Consider the following 14648-nt stretch of genomic DNA (forward strand, 5'->3'; position numbering starts at 1 on the left):
TGCTACAGAACGCTGTGCGAAAGCACGGGCAGCTGCGTGCGCGTGCGCGCGACCTGGGCGGCGTCGATGTCGAACAGCACCACGCCTTCTTCGGTGGCCTGTTGTGCCACCACCGTGCCCCAGGGGTCGACGACCAGCGACTGGCCCCAGGTCTGGCGGCCGTTCTCATGCGTGCCGCCCTGCGCGGGCGCGACCACCCAGGCGAGGTTCTCGATGGCGCGGGCGCGCAGCAGCACCTCCCAGTGCGCCGCGCCGGTGGTGCGGGTGAAGGCGCTGGGCACCAGCAGCAGGTCGGCGCCCTGTTTTGCCAGCGCGCGGTACAGCTCGGGAAAGCGCAGGTCGTAGCAGACGCTCATGCCCACGCGCCAGCTGTGGCCGTCGCGCGAGGGCAGATCGAACACCACGGGCTCGGCGCCGGGCGCGATGACGCGGCGCTCGTCGTAGCGCTCGGTGCCGTTGTCGAAAAAGAAGAGATGGATCTTGTCGTAGCGCGCCACGCAGCGGCCTTCGGGCGAGAAGGCGAGCGAGCTGTTGAACACGTGCTCGGCGTCGGTGCTCTCGATGGGCAGCGTGCCGCCGACGATCCACAGGCCGAACTCGCGCGCCGCGTCGGCCAGGAAGCCCTGCACCGTGCCCGCGCCGGCGGTCTCGCGCAGGCCGAGCTTGTCGGTGTCGCGCGCGCCCATCATGCAGAAATACTCGGGCAGCACCGCGAGCTCGGCGCCGGCTTCGGCGGCCTGGGCGAGCAGGTCGTGGGCGCGTGCGAGATTGGCTTCGCGGGCGATGGCCGACACCATCTGGATGGCTGCGACTTTCATTGCGTGGTCTCCGTTTTCTTGCCTTCGTCCGCGGTCGGCGTGCTGGGCAGCCCCGGCATGTTGGGAATGCCCTGGGGCAGCAGTTGCAGCGAGCGCGGCACCTTCGCTATTTTGGGGTCGGCCCAGGTGCCTTCGATATGGAACTCCTGCGTGGCCGCGGCCGACAGCGGCTTGCTCAGCACCCACTGGGCCAGGAAGGTGCCGAGCCCGACGGCCGGATTGATGGCGGTGGCCACCAGCGCGGCGGTGCCGGCGTTGATCTCGGGCACCACCACCACGCGCAGGTTCTGCGTCTCGCGCACGATGTCGGCCGAGCCGTCCATCAGCACGGCGGCGTTCACGCCCTTCATCTGCAGGTTGTTGGTGCTGGCGATGCCCTTGTTGATCTTCGCGTCGCCGCGGATGAAGTCGAAGGCGAAGCCCTGGCTGAACACGTCGCGGAAATCGAGCGTGAGCCGCCTCGGCAGGGCCTGCAGGCTCAGCACGCCGAGCAGCTTGGCCAGGCCGGGGTCGGCCTTGAGGAACTGGCCCTGCTCGACGTCGACCTGCAGCTGCCCGCCCAGGCTCGGGTAATCGAGCGAGAACGGCGAGCCGCGCCAGTTGACGTCGCCTTCGAGCCGGCCGCGCCCGCGCCGCAGCACGCCCGGCATGCCGAAACGGGTGAGCAGGTCGCCCGCGTCGACGATCTCGAGCTTGAAGGTCATGGCGGTGCGGCGCTGGCCGGCCGCGGCGCCGGGAATGGCGGCCCAGCTGCCCTTGGCCGAGAAGTTGGCGTCGGGCGTGCTGAAGGCCAGCTTGTTGAGCGCCCATTCGCGGCCCGCGCCGCCGCGGTTGACGGCATCGATCTCGGCGCGGCCCAGGCGCTTGCCGAACAGCTCGAAGTCGTCCACCACGATGTCCAGGGCGGGCAGGGTGCCGGGCTGTTCGTCGAGCAGGGTCTCGACCTGCGTGGCCTCGGACGGCGCGATCTTCAGGCGCGCGAGCCGTGCATAGAGGCGCCCGGCCTGCGTGTGGCTGTATTCGGCGTAGCCGCTGAGTTCGGTGGCGTCGATGTTGGCGCGCCAGAGGGTGCCGTCGCGCGTGCCGCCGAGCACCACGTTGTGCAGCGTGCGCCCGGCAACGCCCAGCTGCTGCGCGCGCACCGCGATGCGGGTGGGCAGGTAGGCCAGCAGCGAGGTGTCGTCGGGCCGCTCGGCGGCTTCGGTGCCGGTGCCGGTGCCTGTGCTTGCGGTGGCATCGCCGGCCAGCGACTGCCACGCGCCCATGTCGAGCTTGGCGACGTTGATGTTCGCGAACACGCCCTTCTCGGGCAGGCTGGCGGTTTCGCCGGGCGCAAGGCCCACGCCGATGCTGCCGCGCGCCACGCGCGCCTCGCCGCCCACCAGGTCGCGCACGTACTGCACCGAGCCGACCCGGCCGAGTTCGAACGAGAGCTGGTCTTGCGTGGCCGCGCCTGCGTTGGCGGCGCCCTGGCGGGTGTCGCGCGCCAGCACTTTCTTCTCGACGCGCAGCGGCATCTGCTCTTCGGCGGTCTTCATGAGCGGCGGCGGCAGTTGCAGCGCCAGGCCCTGCAGGCTGCTGGTGAGCGAGAACTCGGGCGTGCCGTCGCGCATCGAGAAGGTGGCGGCGAAAGGCGTGCTGCCGGTCGCGTTCTTCGCGAGGCGGGCGAGCCAGTCGACCTCGCGCGCGCCGCGCAGGCCGTCGGCCGTGGCGGTGCCCTGCGCCTTCAGCGCGACCTCCCGGTTGGGGCCGGAGAAGCGCCCGCGGCCTTCGATGCGGATGTCGCCGCCCAGCAGCCTGGCCTGCACGCCGGCCAGCGTGAAGCCGGTTTCGGTGAAGTTGAGCGTGCCCTTGGTCTGCGAGAACGACGGGGCCTCGGGCACGATCTGCAGCTCGTTGTCGGCCAGCGTCACGCTGGCCTGCACCTTGGCGTTGTCCATGGCCGCGAGCGGCAGTTCGAGATGCAGCTTGTAGTCGGCCGAACCGGTGGCGCGCGCGCGCTGCATGACCTCGCCGACGCCCCCCGTCTCGGTGCCGGCCAGCGGCGCGCCCACGCGCAGCACCTCGGCCAGCGGTCCCTTGGCCTGGGCATCGACGCGCAGTTGCGGCGCGTGGTGCGACAGCTCGGGGATCTGCGCCTCGGCCTTGGTCACCTCGACACCGGCGGTGCCGGCCAGGCGGCCGCGCGCGTTGCGCACCAGCATGCTGTCGCGCTCGAACACCAGTTCGCCCGACAGCGCAGTGAGCGGCGGCCACACGGCCGGCGGCTTGCCGTTGCGCGACGGGGTAGCCGGCACGTGGGGCGGCGAATAGGCGTAGTCGACGTCCGCTACCTTGGCCACGATGCGGAAATCGCCCAGCTTCGGGTCCAGGAAGGGCATGTCGTGCAGGTCGCCGCGCACGCGGAAATCGACGCTGCTGGCGGTGCCCTTGGTGACGGCCTCGCGCACGTAGTCGCGCGTGTGCTGGGGAATGTCGAGCGGCAGGTAGCGGAACACGCGCGTGCCGTCGGCACGGGTCAGCTTGCCCTGCAGGTCGAGCACGCCGGGGTAGCGGCCCTTGCTGCTGGAGGTGGCGGGATCGCTGGTGCGCCAGCTGGCCTCGGCATCGCCTTCCGCGTCGATGTTGGCGAAGCGCAGCTTGGAGACCTGCAGCTGCGCATTGCCGTTGTCGAGCTTCCACTGCAACTGGGTCGAGAGCCGGTCGATCGGAATGACGGGCTCCTCGAACACGCCGGGGAATTCGAGCGTGCCCTGCGCGATGGCCAGCGTGGCGGTGCCGCCGGCGTGGGTGGCGTCGAAGTCGACTGTGGCGCCGCTCAGGCCGGGGGTGCCGGCATGGACCTTCGGCGCAGCGGCCGCGGCACTGGCCGATGTCGTGGTGGCGGTGGTGGCGGTGATGGCCGGAGCCGGCGGTGTGGCGGCTGCCGGCTGCGGCGTACCGGGTTGCGAAGCCACGCGCAAGCCGCTCACGCGGCCCTTGGCCTGGTAGCGGTCGGGTGCGCCCAGGGTGCCCTGCCAGTTGAAGTCGATGTGTTCGACCAGCCCGCGCGGCGCATAGGCCTCGAGCAGGCGGTGCGAGGCATCGCCCAGCGGCAGCCGGTCGGCGATGAGCGCCAGTGCCGCGAGGTCGAGCCGGTCGGCGCGCAGCGCGCCGTGCTCGGGCGTGCGGCCCCTGGAGGGCGTGTGCTGCAGCCACAGGTTGCCGCCGGGCCAGCGCAGGCCGTCGCTGGTGTCGAACTGCAGCGCGGTGGTCGAGAACTCGAGCGTGTCCGCGGTGAGCCGGCCGGACAGCCGGCCGGTGACGCCGCGAAGCACCAGCGGCTGCAGCCCCTTGTCGAGCGAGACGTCGACCTTGTCGAGCCCCAGGTCGGCCGCGCCGCCGACGATCTGGCCGTCGTCCACGTCGGCCCACACGCGCAGCGCGCCGTTGCCTTCGCGGATGCGGGCGTCGAGCGACACGTATTGGCCGAGCCGGGTCACGTCGATGTAGGGCAGGTCGGCATAGAGCTGGCCGTCCCAGGTCTGCCAGTGGCCGCTGCGCATGGACAGCAGCGGCTGGCGGAACTGGCCGCGCAGCGTGAAGCGCTCCCCCCAGCCGGCCGGCGGCGTGGCGTCGAGCCGCACGCCGTGGCGCAGGCCGGTGTTGCGCGCGACGAAGCGCACGTCGGTCAGCAGGAGGGGTTCGGCCTTGCGCTGCTCGTCGGTCCAGCGCACCGTGCCGCCTTCGATGACCAGCTCGCGCTGCGCGAAAAACCAATCGGCGCCGCGGGTCTCTCCGGTCGTGTCGGTCGCCATGTGCAAGCCAGCCACATGGAGTTTTCCCTGAGTGTCGCGGCGCACGTCGAGCTGCGGACCCTCGATGTAAAGCTGCTCGAAATTGAGGCGCCAGAGCGAGCGCGGCGACACGCTGGCCACCACGCGCACGAGGCGCAGGGCTTCGCGCTTGTCGGCATCCTGCAGCACCACGTCGCGCAGTTCGAAGGCCGGGAAAAGCCCTTCGGAGCGGGCGGTGATCGACCCGATGCGGACCGGCACGCCGATGGCCTTGCTAGCCTGTGCCTCCAGAGCGCCGCGAAAATCGCCGATTCGCGGCACAATCCACGCGTGTAGGACAACGACTGACAGCGCCAGCAGAAGCCATGCAGCGATCAACAGACCCAGCAGCCAGCGCGCCGTCACAGCGGTTATTTTGAGCAGACGTGAAGGGGTAGACGCCGTGTCGTTCATTGAGGATCGCGCTGTGTCGGGAATTATGACCGCCAGCATTCAGAGGGGTTCCACGGAAACCAGCATCAGTGTGAACCAGTTGCCAGCCACTTCGACGCAAACAGCGTTCTCCTCCTACTCGCGCTTCGTGCAGCGCCTGCGTCGCAGGTATGCGGCCGAGCTTTCATTGCTTCCCCCTGGCGCGCCGCGGCGCGAGTCGATGACGGTGGCTTACGAGGCATTGCGCCTGCGTGGGGACAGCGTCGGCGATGCCCTGAGGATTGTGCGGCAGCTCGTGATGGAGCGGCTTGTAACTCTTGATTGCGACGCGCAGGCGCCGCTGGCCGTGGTGACCACCGCGGTCACCGAGCTGGCCGAGCTGGCACTCGACATCGCGTGCCAGGACGCCTGCCACGAACTCGACGCCTTGCACGGCGCGCCGCTAGGCCCCGACGGCCAGCGCGCGCAGCTGTGGATCGTCGGCATGGGCAAGCTCGGCGCGCGCGAGCTCAACGTGTCGAGCGACATCGACCTGATCTACCTCTACGACCTGGACGGCGACACCCGGGGCGACGCCGACGGGCGCGGCCGGCTGTCCAACCAGGAGTACTTCGCGCGTGCCGTCAAGCGCATCTACGCGCTGGTGGGCGACACCACCGAGCACGGCTTCGTGTTCCGCGTCGACCTGGCGCTGCGGCCCAACGGCAACTCGGGCCCGAGCGTGGTCTCGCTGGACGCGCTGGAAGAATATTTCCAGGTGCAGGGCCGCGAGTGGGAGCGCTTCGCCTGGATGAAGAGCCGCGTGGTGGCCCCGCGCGACGTTGTGCAGGCAGGCCAGGCCCAGTCGCTGCGCGGCGCGGTGCTGCCCTTCGTGTTCCGGCGCTACCTCGACTACAGCGTGTTCGATTCGCTGCGCGTGCTGCACCGGCAGATCCGCGAGCAGTCGGCCCGCCGCAGCGCCGGCCGGCCCGAGCGCGCCAACGACGTGAAGCTGTCGCGCGGCGGCATCCGCGAGATCGAGTTCACCGTGCAGCTGCTGCAGGTGGTGCGCGGCGGCCAGTTCCCCGAACTGCGCACGCGGCCCACGCTCGATGCGCTGCAGCGCCTGGCGCGCTCCAACCTGATGCCGCAGGAAACCGCCGACACGCTGGCCGCGGCCTACGAGTTCCTGCGCCGCGTGGAGCACCGCATCCAGTACCTCGACGACCAGCAGACCCACGTGCTGCCGGTGGCCGACGACGACCTGCGCTGGATCGCCCAGACCATGGGCTATGCCAATTGCTGCCCCTTCCTCGCTCAGCTCGACACGCACCGCGAGTTCGTCGCGCAGGAGTTCGACAAGCTGCTCGGCGGCGAGAAGCCCTGCAATGGCAAATGCAGCGGCAAGAAGGCAGCCGCCCCCGCCGAACTGGCCGACCTGCTCGACGACCTGCCGCAGGTCTTTGCCGAACGCATCCGCGACTGGTGCGAGCAGCCCCGGGTGCTGGCCCTGCGCGAGGAAACCCGTGTGCGGCTGCGCCAGCTGGTGCAGCGCACCGGCATGTGGCTCAAGGAGGCCGACGGCGATGGACCGGGGCAGACGCCGCGCCACGTCGATGCCGCCATGCGCTGGGCCGACTGGATCGAGCCGCTGATGCGCCGCGAGAGCTATCTGGCATTGCTGGTCGAGCGGCCGGCCGTGCAGGAACGCCTGCTGCGCCTGCTGGGCGCGGCCAGGTGGCCCGCGCGCTACCTGATGCAGCACCCGGGCGTGATCGACGAACTGGCGAGCGACGAGATGCTCTCCGGGCGCTTCGTGGCCGCAGAGTTCGAGCGCGAACTCGAGGCGCGCCACGCCTCGCTCACCCGCACCGGCGAAGCCGACGAGGAACGCCTGCTGAACCTGCTGCGCCACGCCCACCATGCCGAGGTGTTCCGCACGCTGGCACGCGACGTGGATGGCCGCATCACCGTCGAGCAGGTGGCCGACGACCTGAGCGCCCTGGCCGACACCACGCTGCGCGTGACCGCCCGCTGGTGCTGGCCGCACGTGCGCAACCGCCACCGCGAGGAGCCGCAGTTCGCGATCATCGGCTACGGCAAGCTGGGCGGAAAAGAGCTGGGCTACGGCAGCGACCTCGACATCGTGTTCGTCTACGACGATGACGACGAGCGCGCAGGCGAGGTGTACGCGGCCTATGTGCGCAAGCTCATCAACTGGCTCACGGTGAAGACGCGCGAGGGCGACCTGTTCGAGATCGACACCGCGCTGCGGCCCAACGGCAACTCCGGCCTGCTGACCACCAGCTTCGAGGCCTACGAAAAGTACCAGCTCGGCCGCGGCAGCAACACGGCCTGGACCTGGGAGCACCAGGCCATGACCCGTGCCCGCTTCGTGCTGGGCAGCAGCGACCACGGCGCCGAACTGGGCGCGCGCTTCGACCAGGTGCGCGAGGCCGTGCTGGTGTCGCCGCGCGACCGCGAGGCGCTGAAGGCAGAGATCATCGCCATGCGCGAAAAGCTGCGCGGCGCGCGGCCGGTGAAGGCCGACCGCTTCGACGTGAAGCACAGCCCCGGCGGCATGGTCGATGCCGAGTTCGCGGTGCAGTTCCTGGTGCTGTCGTCCTCGGGCGAGCACCCCGAGCTGATCCCCAACGTGGGCAACATCGCGCTACTGCTGCGCGCCGAACTGGCCGGGCTGCTGCCCGAAGGCGTGGGCCGCAGCGCGGCGCGGGCCTACCGCGAGCTGCGCCGCGTGCAGCATCGCGCGCGCCTGAACGAAGAACCGACGCAAGTCACCCCGCCCGCACTGGCCGCCGAGCGCGACGCCATGCTGGCGCTCTGGAAGGCGGTATTTGGCTGACGGCGCCCGCACCCCCATGACCACCGCGCTGGCCGCCTGCGCGGTGGCCGTCGCCGTCTTCCTCGCGGGTTGCGCGAGCGGCCCGCGCTCCGGCGGCGGTGGTTCCAGCGGCCGCGACGGCCCGGGCACCAACATTCCGCCCGACCTGGCGCGCGTGCCCGACGCCGAGCCCCGCATCGAACCCATCCGCACCAACGGCGGCACCGCCAAGCCCTACACGGTGCTGGGTCGCGGCTATGCGCCGATCACCGACGACCAGCCGTTCCGCGAATCGGGGCTGGCCTCTTGGTACGGGACCAAGTTCCACGCCCAGTCCACGTCGAGCGGCGAGCCCTACGACATGTACGCCATGACGGCCGCGCACAAGACGCTGCCGCTGCCGAGCTATGTGCGCGTGCGCAACCCGGCCAACGGGCGCGAGGTGATCGTGCGGGTGAACGACCGTGGCCCCTTCGTCGACGGCCGCGTCATCGACCTGAGCTACACCGCCGCGCTGAAGCTCGACCTGCTGCGCGGCGTGGCACCGGTGGAGATCGAACGGATCACCAACGAGGACATCCGCACCGGCGCCTGGCGGCGGGACTCGGGAACGGCGTATGCGGCGGCAGCGCCCGCGGCCGCTCCCGCTGCGCAGTTCGTTCCGGTGCGGGTGGCGTCATCCTCGTCCTTGTCGCGTCCGTCGAATGCGCAGCAGCCTGTGGCCGTGCCCGTCCAGTGGGCGACGCCCGTCGCCGCGAGCAGCAGCGGCTACAACGACCTGCCGCCGCCTGCCTCCACGATGCCGGTCGCGCCGCAGACGCCGATCGCCACCATGCCACCGGTGGGGGCCGAGCCGGAATCGGCGCAGTCGCCGCCATCCATTCCGCCGTCGCGCCCCGCCATCGTGGTGACCGACCTGGCGCCGCTGCAGGCCGCGCCTTCGTCACCGCCGCCCTTGCCTGCGGGCGCACCGGCGCCCTCCACCGCGCTGCAAGGGTTCTGGGTGCAGCTGGGCGCGTTCCGCGAGCGGGACGGCGCCGAAAGCATGCTGAACCAGGCCGCGCACGGCCTGCCTTCGCTCGCGCCGCAGCTGCGCGTGTTCAGCGAGGCGGGCACGCATCGGCTGCAGGCCGGGCCGTTCCCGTCGCGCAGCGCGGCCGGCGAGGTGGTCACGCAGTTGCGCGACAGCCTGCGCATTGCGCCGATGGTGGTGGAGCGGCGTTGAGCCTTCAGGCGATCGCCTTGGCCGCGACAGGCAGGCGCATGCCGACACCCAGGCGGTTCCAGCTGTTGATCTGCGCGATCGCCACCGAGAGTTCGGCGATTTCCTGGTCGTCGAAATTGGCCTTCAGCGCAGCGAACTCTACGTCTCGTTCGTCGTGGCGGTCGGCCAGCCGCGTGAGCGATTCGGCCCATGCCAGCGCGGCACGTTCACGTGCGCTGTAGAAGCTCACCTCGCGCCAGGCCGGCAGGCTGTTGATGCGCTGCCAATCCTCGCCCTGCTTGCGCAGGTCGCGCACATGCATGTCGAGGCAGTAGGCGCAGCCGTTGATCTGCGAGACACGTGCGAAGACGAGATCGATCAACACGTGGCCGAGCGTGCTCGACTCGAGCGTGGCGTTGACCGCGAGGAAGGCCTCGAAGGACTTCGGGGCGAGCTTGGACCAGTTGAGGCGCAAAGTGGGGTTCATGGGTTTCTCCAGTTGGGTTGCAATGAAATCTGCCTGCTTACCCACTGAAGACGGACGGGCCCCGCGCCCTGTGACACGCCGCGCGAACTATTTCGAAGAAAAGAGCTGTGCGATGCGCGCCAGCTTGTCGGGGTTGCGCTGCGCGCGGATGCGCACGATGCGGCCGTCTTCGATCTCGAAGGTCTGGGCCGATTCGAGTTCGCCATCGAGAAAGCGCAGCATGCCCGGCTCGCCGTTGATGTCGACGATTTCCATGCGCACCGCCGGCCCCATGCGGCGCCAGAGCGCAAAGTAAAGCTGCGCCACGCGCTGGCTGCCATGCAGGCTCTTGCTGAAGGTCTGCACCTTGCCGCCGCCGTCGCCGATGAGTTCTGCGTCCTCGGCCATCAGCGCCTTCAGGTCTTGCAGGCTGCCGCGCGCGGCGGCATCGGCAAAGGCGCGCAGCAGCCGTTCATGGGTTTCGCGCGGCACGCTGAAGCGAGGGCGCCCTTCCTGCACCTGGGCCTTGGCGCGGTGCACCAGCTGCCGGCAGGCGGCCTCGCTCTTGCCGAGGGTGCGGGCGACCTCGTCGTAGTCGGCATCGAACACCTCGCGCAGCAGGAAGGCGGCGCGGGCCTCCGGGGCAAGGCGCTCGAGCACGGCCAGGAAGGCGACGGAGATGTTGTCAGCACGCTCGAGCAGTTGCTCGGGCGTTGCGGGGGAATCGGGAGCGTCGGTGAGCGTGGGCTCCGGCATCCAGGCGCCGATGTAGTGCTCGCGCTGGACCTTTGCGGCGCGCAGCCGGTCGATCGACAGGCGGGTGACGACGGTCACGAGCCAGGCCTCGGCGCTGTCGAAGGTGTCCTTGGCGGCTTCATGCCAGCGCAGCCAGGCGTCTTGCACGACCTCTTCCGCCTCGGCGACGGAACCGAGCATGCGGTAGGCGATGCCCTGCAGGCGAGGGCGGTGGCGGTTGAAAGTGAGGGTGGCGTCGTCCATGGCTGCTAGACGGCTGGCACACGCGCTTTGTGACACGAGCCCCAAAAAAATCGCCCCGGGGTGCGGGGCGAGTTGTTTTCTTATGCGCCCTGGTATTCGGGCTTGGGGCCGAGGGAAGCGGCCAGTTCCTTGCGGTAGCGGTTGAGTTCCTGGACCGTCTTGAAGCTGCGGTTCATGAGCAGGCTCAGGTTGTGCAGGATGCGCTCGCCGACCTTGGTTTCCCAGACGGCGTCGAACTTGATCTGCTTGTCGAGCCAGTGCTCGAGCCAGTCAGGGTCGGGCATGCGGCTCTGGATGGTGTCGTTGGGGAACAGCGCCTTGTTGACGTGCAGGTTCGTCGGATGCAGGGCCTGCGCAGTGCGGCGGGCGCTGGCCATGAGGACGCCGACCTTGGTGAAGGCGGAACGGGCCTCGTCGCCGAACTTTTCCATTGCGCGCTTCATGTAGCGCAGGTAGGCGCCGCCGTGGCGGGCTTCGTCCTGGCTCAGCGTCGTGTAGATGTGCTTGATGACCGGCTCGGTGTGCCACTGGGCGGCACGGCGGTACCAGTGGTTGAGGCGGATTTCGCCGCAGAAGTGCAGCATGAGGGTTTCAAGCGGGGGCGCCGGGTCGAAGTCGAAGCGCACCTCGTGCAGTTCGGCCTCGGTGGGAGCGTGCTTGGGGCTGAAGCGCTTCAGGTACTCCATGAGCACCAGCGAGTGCTTCTGCTCCTCGAAGAACCAGATCGACATGAAAGCCGAAAAATCGCTATCGTGGCGGTTGTCGCGCAGGAACATCTCGGTGGCCGGCAACGCCGCCCACTCGGTGATGGCATTCATCTTGATGGTCTGCGCCTGCTCTTCCGTCAGCAAAGAAGCGTCGAACGACTGCCAGGGAATGTCCTTGTCCATGTCCCAGCGGACGGATTCAAGTTGTCTGAAAAGTTCCGGATAGAGCATCAATGTCTTTCTATGGCCGTCGATTTTAGTCGGCTCGTTTGGCGCGACCATGACAGACGCGCGATGATGCGTATACGCGCGCCCTCGCGGCACGGATGCGCATTCCCCCTTTTTGATCAGGAGTCCGCCATGCGAACCCATTCCCCATTGTCGGCTCTAGTCGGCCTCGCACCGGCTATCTCCCTGCTGGCGAGCCTGTTTACAGCCCTCCCGGCCGGCGCGCAGACACCGCCGGCGGCCATCGCCCCGGTGGAGGCCGCAGGATGCCCGGCCATCCTCCAGCACACCTTCCCGCGGCTGCAGGATGAAAAACCCCAGACACTGTGCCAGTACTCCGGCAAGGTGGTCCTGGTGGTCAACACGGCCAGCTTCTGCGGTTTCACGCCGCAGTACAAGGGCCTGGAAGCGCTGGACCTGAAGTACCGCTCGCGCGGCCTCGTGGTGCTGGGCTTCCCGTCGAACGACTTCGCCCAGGAATCGGGCTCGAACAAGGAAATCGCGGACTTCTGCGAAAGCACCTTCGGGGTGAAATTCCCGATGTTCGCCAAGTCGTCGGTGCGCGGCACCGAGGCCAATCCGCTGTTCAAGCAGCTTGCGCAGGCCTCGGGCACCACGCCCAAGTGGAACTTCTACAAGTACCTGATCGGGCGCGACGGCAAGGTCGTGCAGGCGTGGTCGAGCATGACCGCACCCGACGAAAACGGCTTTGTGAGCGTCATCGAGAAGCAACTCGGACCAAATTGAGACTGAGCAGTTCACAGAAAGACGGATCGGTAATATTATTTACCGATGCGTCCAAATCTCCGTGAACTCAGCGAAACAAACGTTTACCACTGCGGCGGGAACCGTGCCGCAGGCGCTGCGCTCCTAACTTGCGTGGGCAGTGATTGCCCACCAGTTTTCATGTTGCGAGGTCTTCCGGACGCCTGCCGCCCGGTCGAAATCCCGAGGCGATTCTTCTCCTCCTCCCTCCCTCCCTCCTTCGCGTCGGGGCGCCTCGCAGCATTTTTGTCTTCCCGCCGGGCTTCCCGCCGGACGGGGCTCGCGATATGACGCAGCCCCCTCGCATCGCCGTCATCGGCGCCGGCATCTCGGGACTGGCCGCGGCACACACGCTGCGCGACGCGGCCACCGTCACCCTCTTCGAAGCCAGTGACTACTTCGGTGGACACGCCCATACGGCAACGATCGAGCTTCCGCGCTCGCCCGCCGATGCCACGCGCGTCGCGCACGGCGTGGACACCGGCTTCCTGGTCTACAACGACCGCACCTACCCCCATCTGATCCGGCTTTTCTCCGACCTCGGCGTCGAGACCGCCGCGTCGGACATGTCGTTCTCGGTCCAGGCCACGCGCGACAACGGCCGCCCGCTCGAGTGGAGCGGCAACAACCTCGACACCGTGTTCGCACAGCGCCGCAACCTGTTCGACGCCCGCTTCCTGAGCATGCTGCGCGACCTGCTGCGCTTCAACCGCCTGACCACCCGCATCGCCGAAGCCGGAACCGAGGGCGAACTGGCCCAGCCGCTCGGCGAATTCCTCGACGCCAACCGTTTCGGCGCGGCTTTCCGCGACTGGTATTTCCTGCCGATGATGGGCTGCATCTGGAGCTGCTCGACCACGCAGATGCTGGCGTTCCCGGTGGCCACCATGATCCGGTTCTGCCACAACCACGGCCTGATCCAGATCGCCAACCGGCCGCAGTGGCGCACCGTACGCGGCGGCTCGCGCAACTACGTCGAGAAAATAGTCGCCGGCCTGCCCGACAAGCGCCTGAACACTCCCGTGCGGCGCATCACCCGCACCGAGAACGGCGTGCTGCTGGCGACCGACGCCGGCACCGAGCGCTTCGACCACGTCGTGCTGGCCACCCACTCCGACCAGTCGCTGGCGATGCTGGGCGACGCCAGCCCGGCCGAAGCCGCCGTGCTGGGCGCGATCCGCTACCAGCCGAACCACGCCGTACTCCACACCGACGCCGCCGTATTGCCGCAGCGCCGCTCGGCCTGGGCCGCCTGGAACTACGAGCGGGCAACCGGTGAGCGAGCCGGCGAGCGCGAATCGGGCCGGGTCTGCCTGCACTACCTGCTGAACAAGCTGCAGCCGCTGCCCTGGCAGCAGCCGGTCGTCGTTTCGTTGAATCCGGTCCGCGAGATCCAGCGTAGTCAGGTCATGGCGGAATACGACTACGACCACCCGGTGCTCGACCTTGCCGCGATCCGCGCGCAGGCCGAGGTGCCAGCCCTGCAAGGCCAGCGCAACACCTGGTTCGCGGGCGCCTGGATGGGCTACGGCTTCCACGAGGACGGCCTGAAGGCCGGCCTGGCTGCCGCCGCAGGCCTGCGCGCCCGGCTGTCCCCCGGCGGCGACGCGACCGCGAGGCGCGCGGCATGACACCGACGCAGGCCGTGCCGCTGATGGGCTTCGGGGAAGTCCGGCATGCACGCCTGCGCCCGGCGCGCAACGCCTTCGCCTATCCGACCTATTTCCTGATGCTGCCGATGCGCACCCTGCGCGCGCATGGCAGCGAGGCCGTGGCGCTCAATCGCCGGGCTGCGATTTCCTTCCACGACGTCGACCACGGCGACGGCCGAGCGCCCCAGCAAGGCGGCGCGCTGGCCTGGCTCGACGAACTGCTGGCCGCCCACCGCATCCACGACGCCACCGGCGAAGCCTGGCTGCACTGCTATCCGCGCGTGTTCGGCTACACCTTCAAGCCGGTGAGCTTCTGGTACTGCCACACGCCCGAAGGCGTGCTGCGGGCGATCGTGGTCGAGGTCAACAACACCTTCGGCGAGCGCCACTGCTACCTGCTCGACCGCCCGGTGTACGGCGCCGAGCTCAAGGCCGCGAAGGCCTTCCACGTCTCGCCGTTCTGCCAGGTCAGCGGCGGCTATCGATTCCGCTTCTTCGTCGATGCCGAGCTGACGCGCACCGTGGTGCGCATCGACCACGACGACGCCGAAGGCCCGCTGCTGCAGACCAGCGTGAGCGGCCAGCTCGCCCCCGTGGACCCGGCCAGCGTGCGGCGCGCGCTGTGGCGCTACCCGGCGATGACCTTCGGGCTGATCGCGCGCATCCACTGGCAGGCAGCGAAGCTCTGGCTCAAGCGCGTGCCTTTCGTCGCCAAGCCGGCGCCGCCCACCCATTTCGTTTCACGCGACAACCAGCAGCAGGCGAATCCATGAGCGCCGC

General features: G+C 69.1%; 10 protein-coding genes. 5 read left to right on the top strand and 5 right to left on the bottom strand.

Annotated features, from left to right (window positions below):
* Positions 1-2: 2 nt before the first annotated feature.
* Together ACWV14_RS31055 and ACWV14_RS31060 are read right to left on the bottom strand one after the other, a co-directional pair.
* The gene (locus tag ACWV14_RS31055; protein WP_454905695.1) at positions 3-818 is read right to left on the bottom strand and encodes a carbon-nitrogen hydrolase family protein; all 816 of its coding nucleotides are present in this window, start codon (positions 816-818) and stop codon (positions 3-5) included.
* Positions 815-5047 carry a YhdP family protein gene (locus tag ACWV14_RS31060; protein ID WP_454905696.1) on the bottom strand — a complete coding sequence of 1411 codons (4233 nt, stop codon included), beginning with the start codon at positions 5045-5047 and terminating at the stop codon, positions 815-817. The genes ACWV14_RS31055 and ACWV14_RS31060 overlap by 4 nt, the downstream gene beginning before the upstream one ends.
* Before the next feature lie 25 nt (positions 5048-5072).
* Between ACWV14_RS31060 and glnE the strand changes: the two genes are divergently transcribed.
* Together glnE and ACWV14_RS31070 are read left to right on the top strand one after the other, a co-directional pair.
* Positions 5073-7868, top strand: coding sequence for a bifunctional [glutamate--ammonia ligase]-adenylyl-L-tyrosine phosphorylase/[glutamate--ammonia-ligase] adenylyltransferase (gene glnE, locus ACWV14_RS31065; protein ID WP_454905698.1), 2796 nt, complete (start codon positions 5073-5075; stop codon positions 7866-7868).
* A complete protein-coding gene (locus ACWV14_RS31070) occupies positions 7861-9072 on the top strand; it encodes a septal ring lytic transglycosylase RlpA family protein (RefSeq protein WP_454905700.1) in 1212 nt (403 codons plus the stop codon). Before glnE ends, ACWV14_RS31070 begins: the two co-directional genes overlap by 8 nt.
* Before the next feature lie 4 nt (positions 9073-9076).
* On the opposite strand, the gene ACWV14_RS31075 is transcribed toward ACWV14_RS31070, so the two are convergent.
* From ACWV14_RS31075 to ACWV14_RS31085, 3 genes are all read right to left on the bottom strand, one after another.
* Complete coding sequence (locus tag ACWV14_RS31075; RefSeq protein WP_454905702.1) at positions 9077-9538, bottom strand: carboxymuconolactone decarboxylase family protein; 462 nt, start codon at positions 9536-9538, stop codon at positions 9077-9079.
* An 87-nt stretch (positions 9539-9625) separates the two neighbouring features.
* The gene (locus ACWV14_RS31080; protein WP_454905704.1) at positions 9626-10516 is read right to left on the bottom strand and encodes an RNA polymerase sigma-70 factor; all 891 of its coding nucleotides are present in this window, start codon (positions 10514-10516) and stop codon (positions 9626-9628) included.
* A gap of 80 nt (positions 10517-10596) precedes the next feature.
* Entirely contained in the window at positions 10597-11454 is an 858-nt protein-coding gene (locus tag ACWV14_RS31085; RefSeq protein WP_237678033.1) for a ferritin family protein, read from the bottom strand.
* Positions 11455-11583: 129 nt separating this feature from the next.
* On the opposite strand from ACWV14_RS31085, the gene ACWV14_RS31090 reads away from it, so the two are divergent.
* The 3 genes from ACWV14_RS31090 to ACWV14_RS31100 all read left to right on the top strand — a co-directional run bounded on the left by ACWV14_RS31090 (position 11584) and on the right by ACWV14_RS31100 (position 14641).
* Positions 11584-12198, top strand: coding sequence for a glutathione peroxidase (locus tag ACWV14_RS31090; RefSeq protein ID WP_454905706.1), 615 nt, complete (start codon positions 11584-11586; stop codon positions 12196-12198).
* A gap of 305 nt (positions 12199-12503) precedes the next feature.
* Positions 12504-13847 carry an NAD(P)/FAD-dependent oxidoreductase gene (locus ACWV14_RS31095; protein WP_454905708.1) on the top strand — a complete coding sequence of 448 codons (1344 nt, stop codon included), beginning with the start codon at positions 12504-12506 and terminating at the stop codon, positions 13845-13847.
* Positions 13844-14641 carry a DUF1365 domain-containing protein gene (locus tag ACWV14_RS31100; protein WP_454905710.1) on the top strand — a complete coding sequence of 266 codons (798 nt, stop codon included), beginning with the start codon at positions 13844-13846 and terminating at the stop codon, positions 14639-14641. Before ACWV14_RS31095 ends, ACWV14_RS31100 begins: the two co-directional genes overlap by 4 nt.
* Positions 14642-14648 lie beyond the last annotated feature (7 nt).

It is taken from the genome of Variovorax durovernensis (assembly GCF_977011995.1).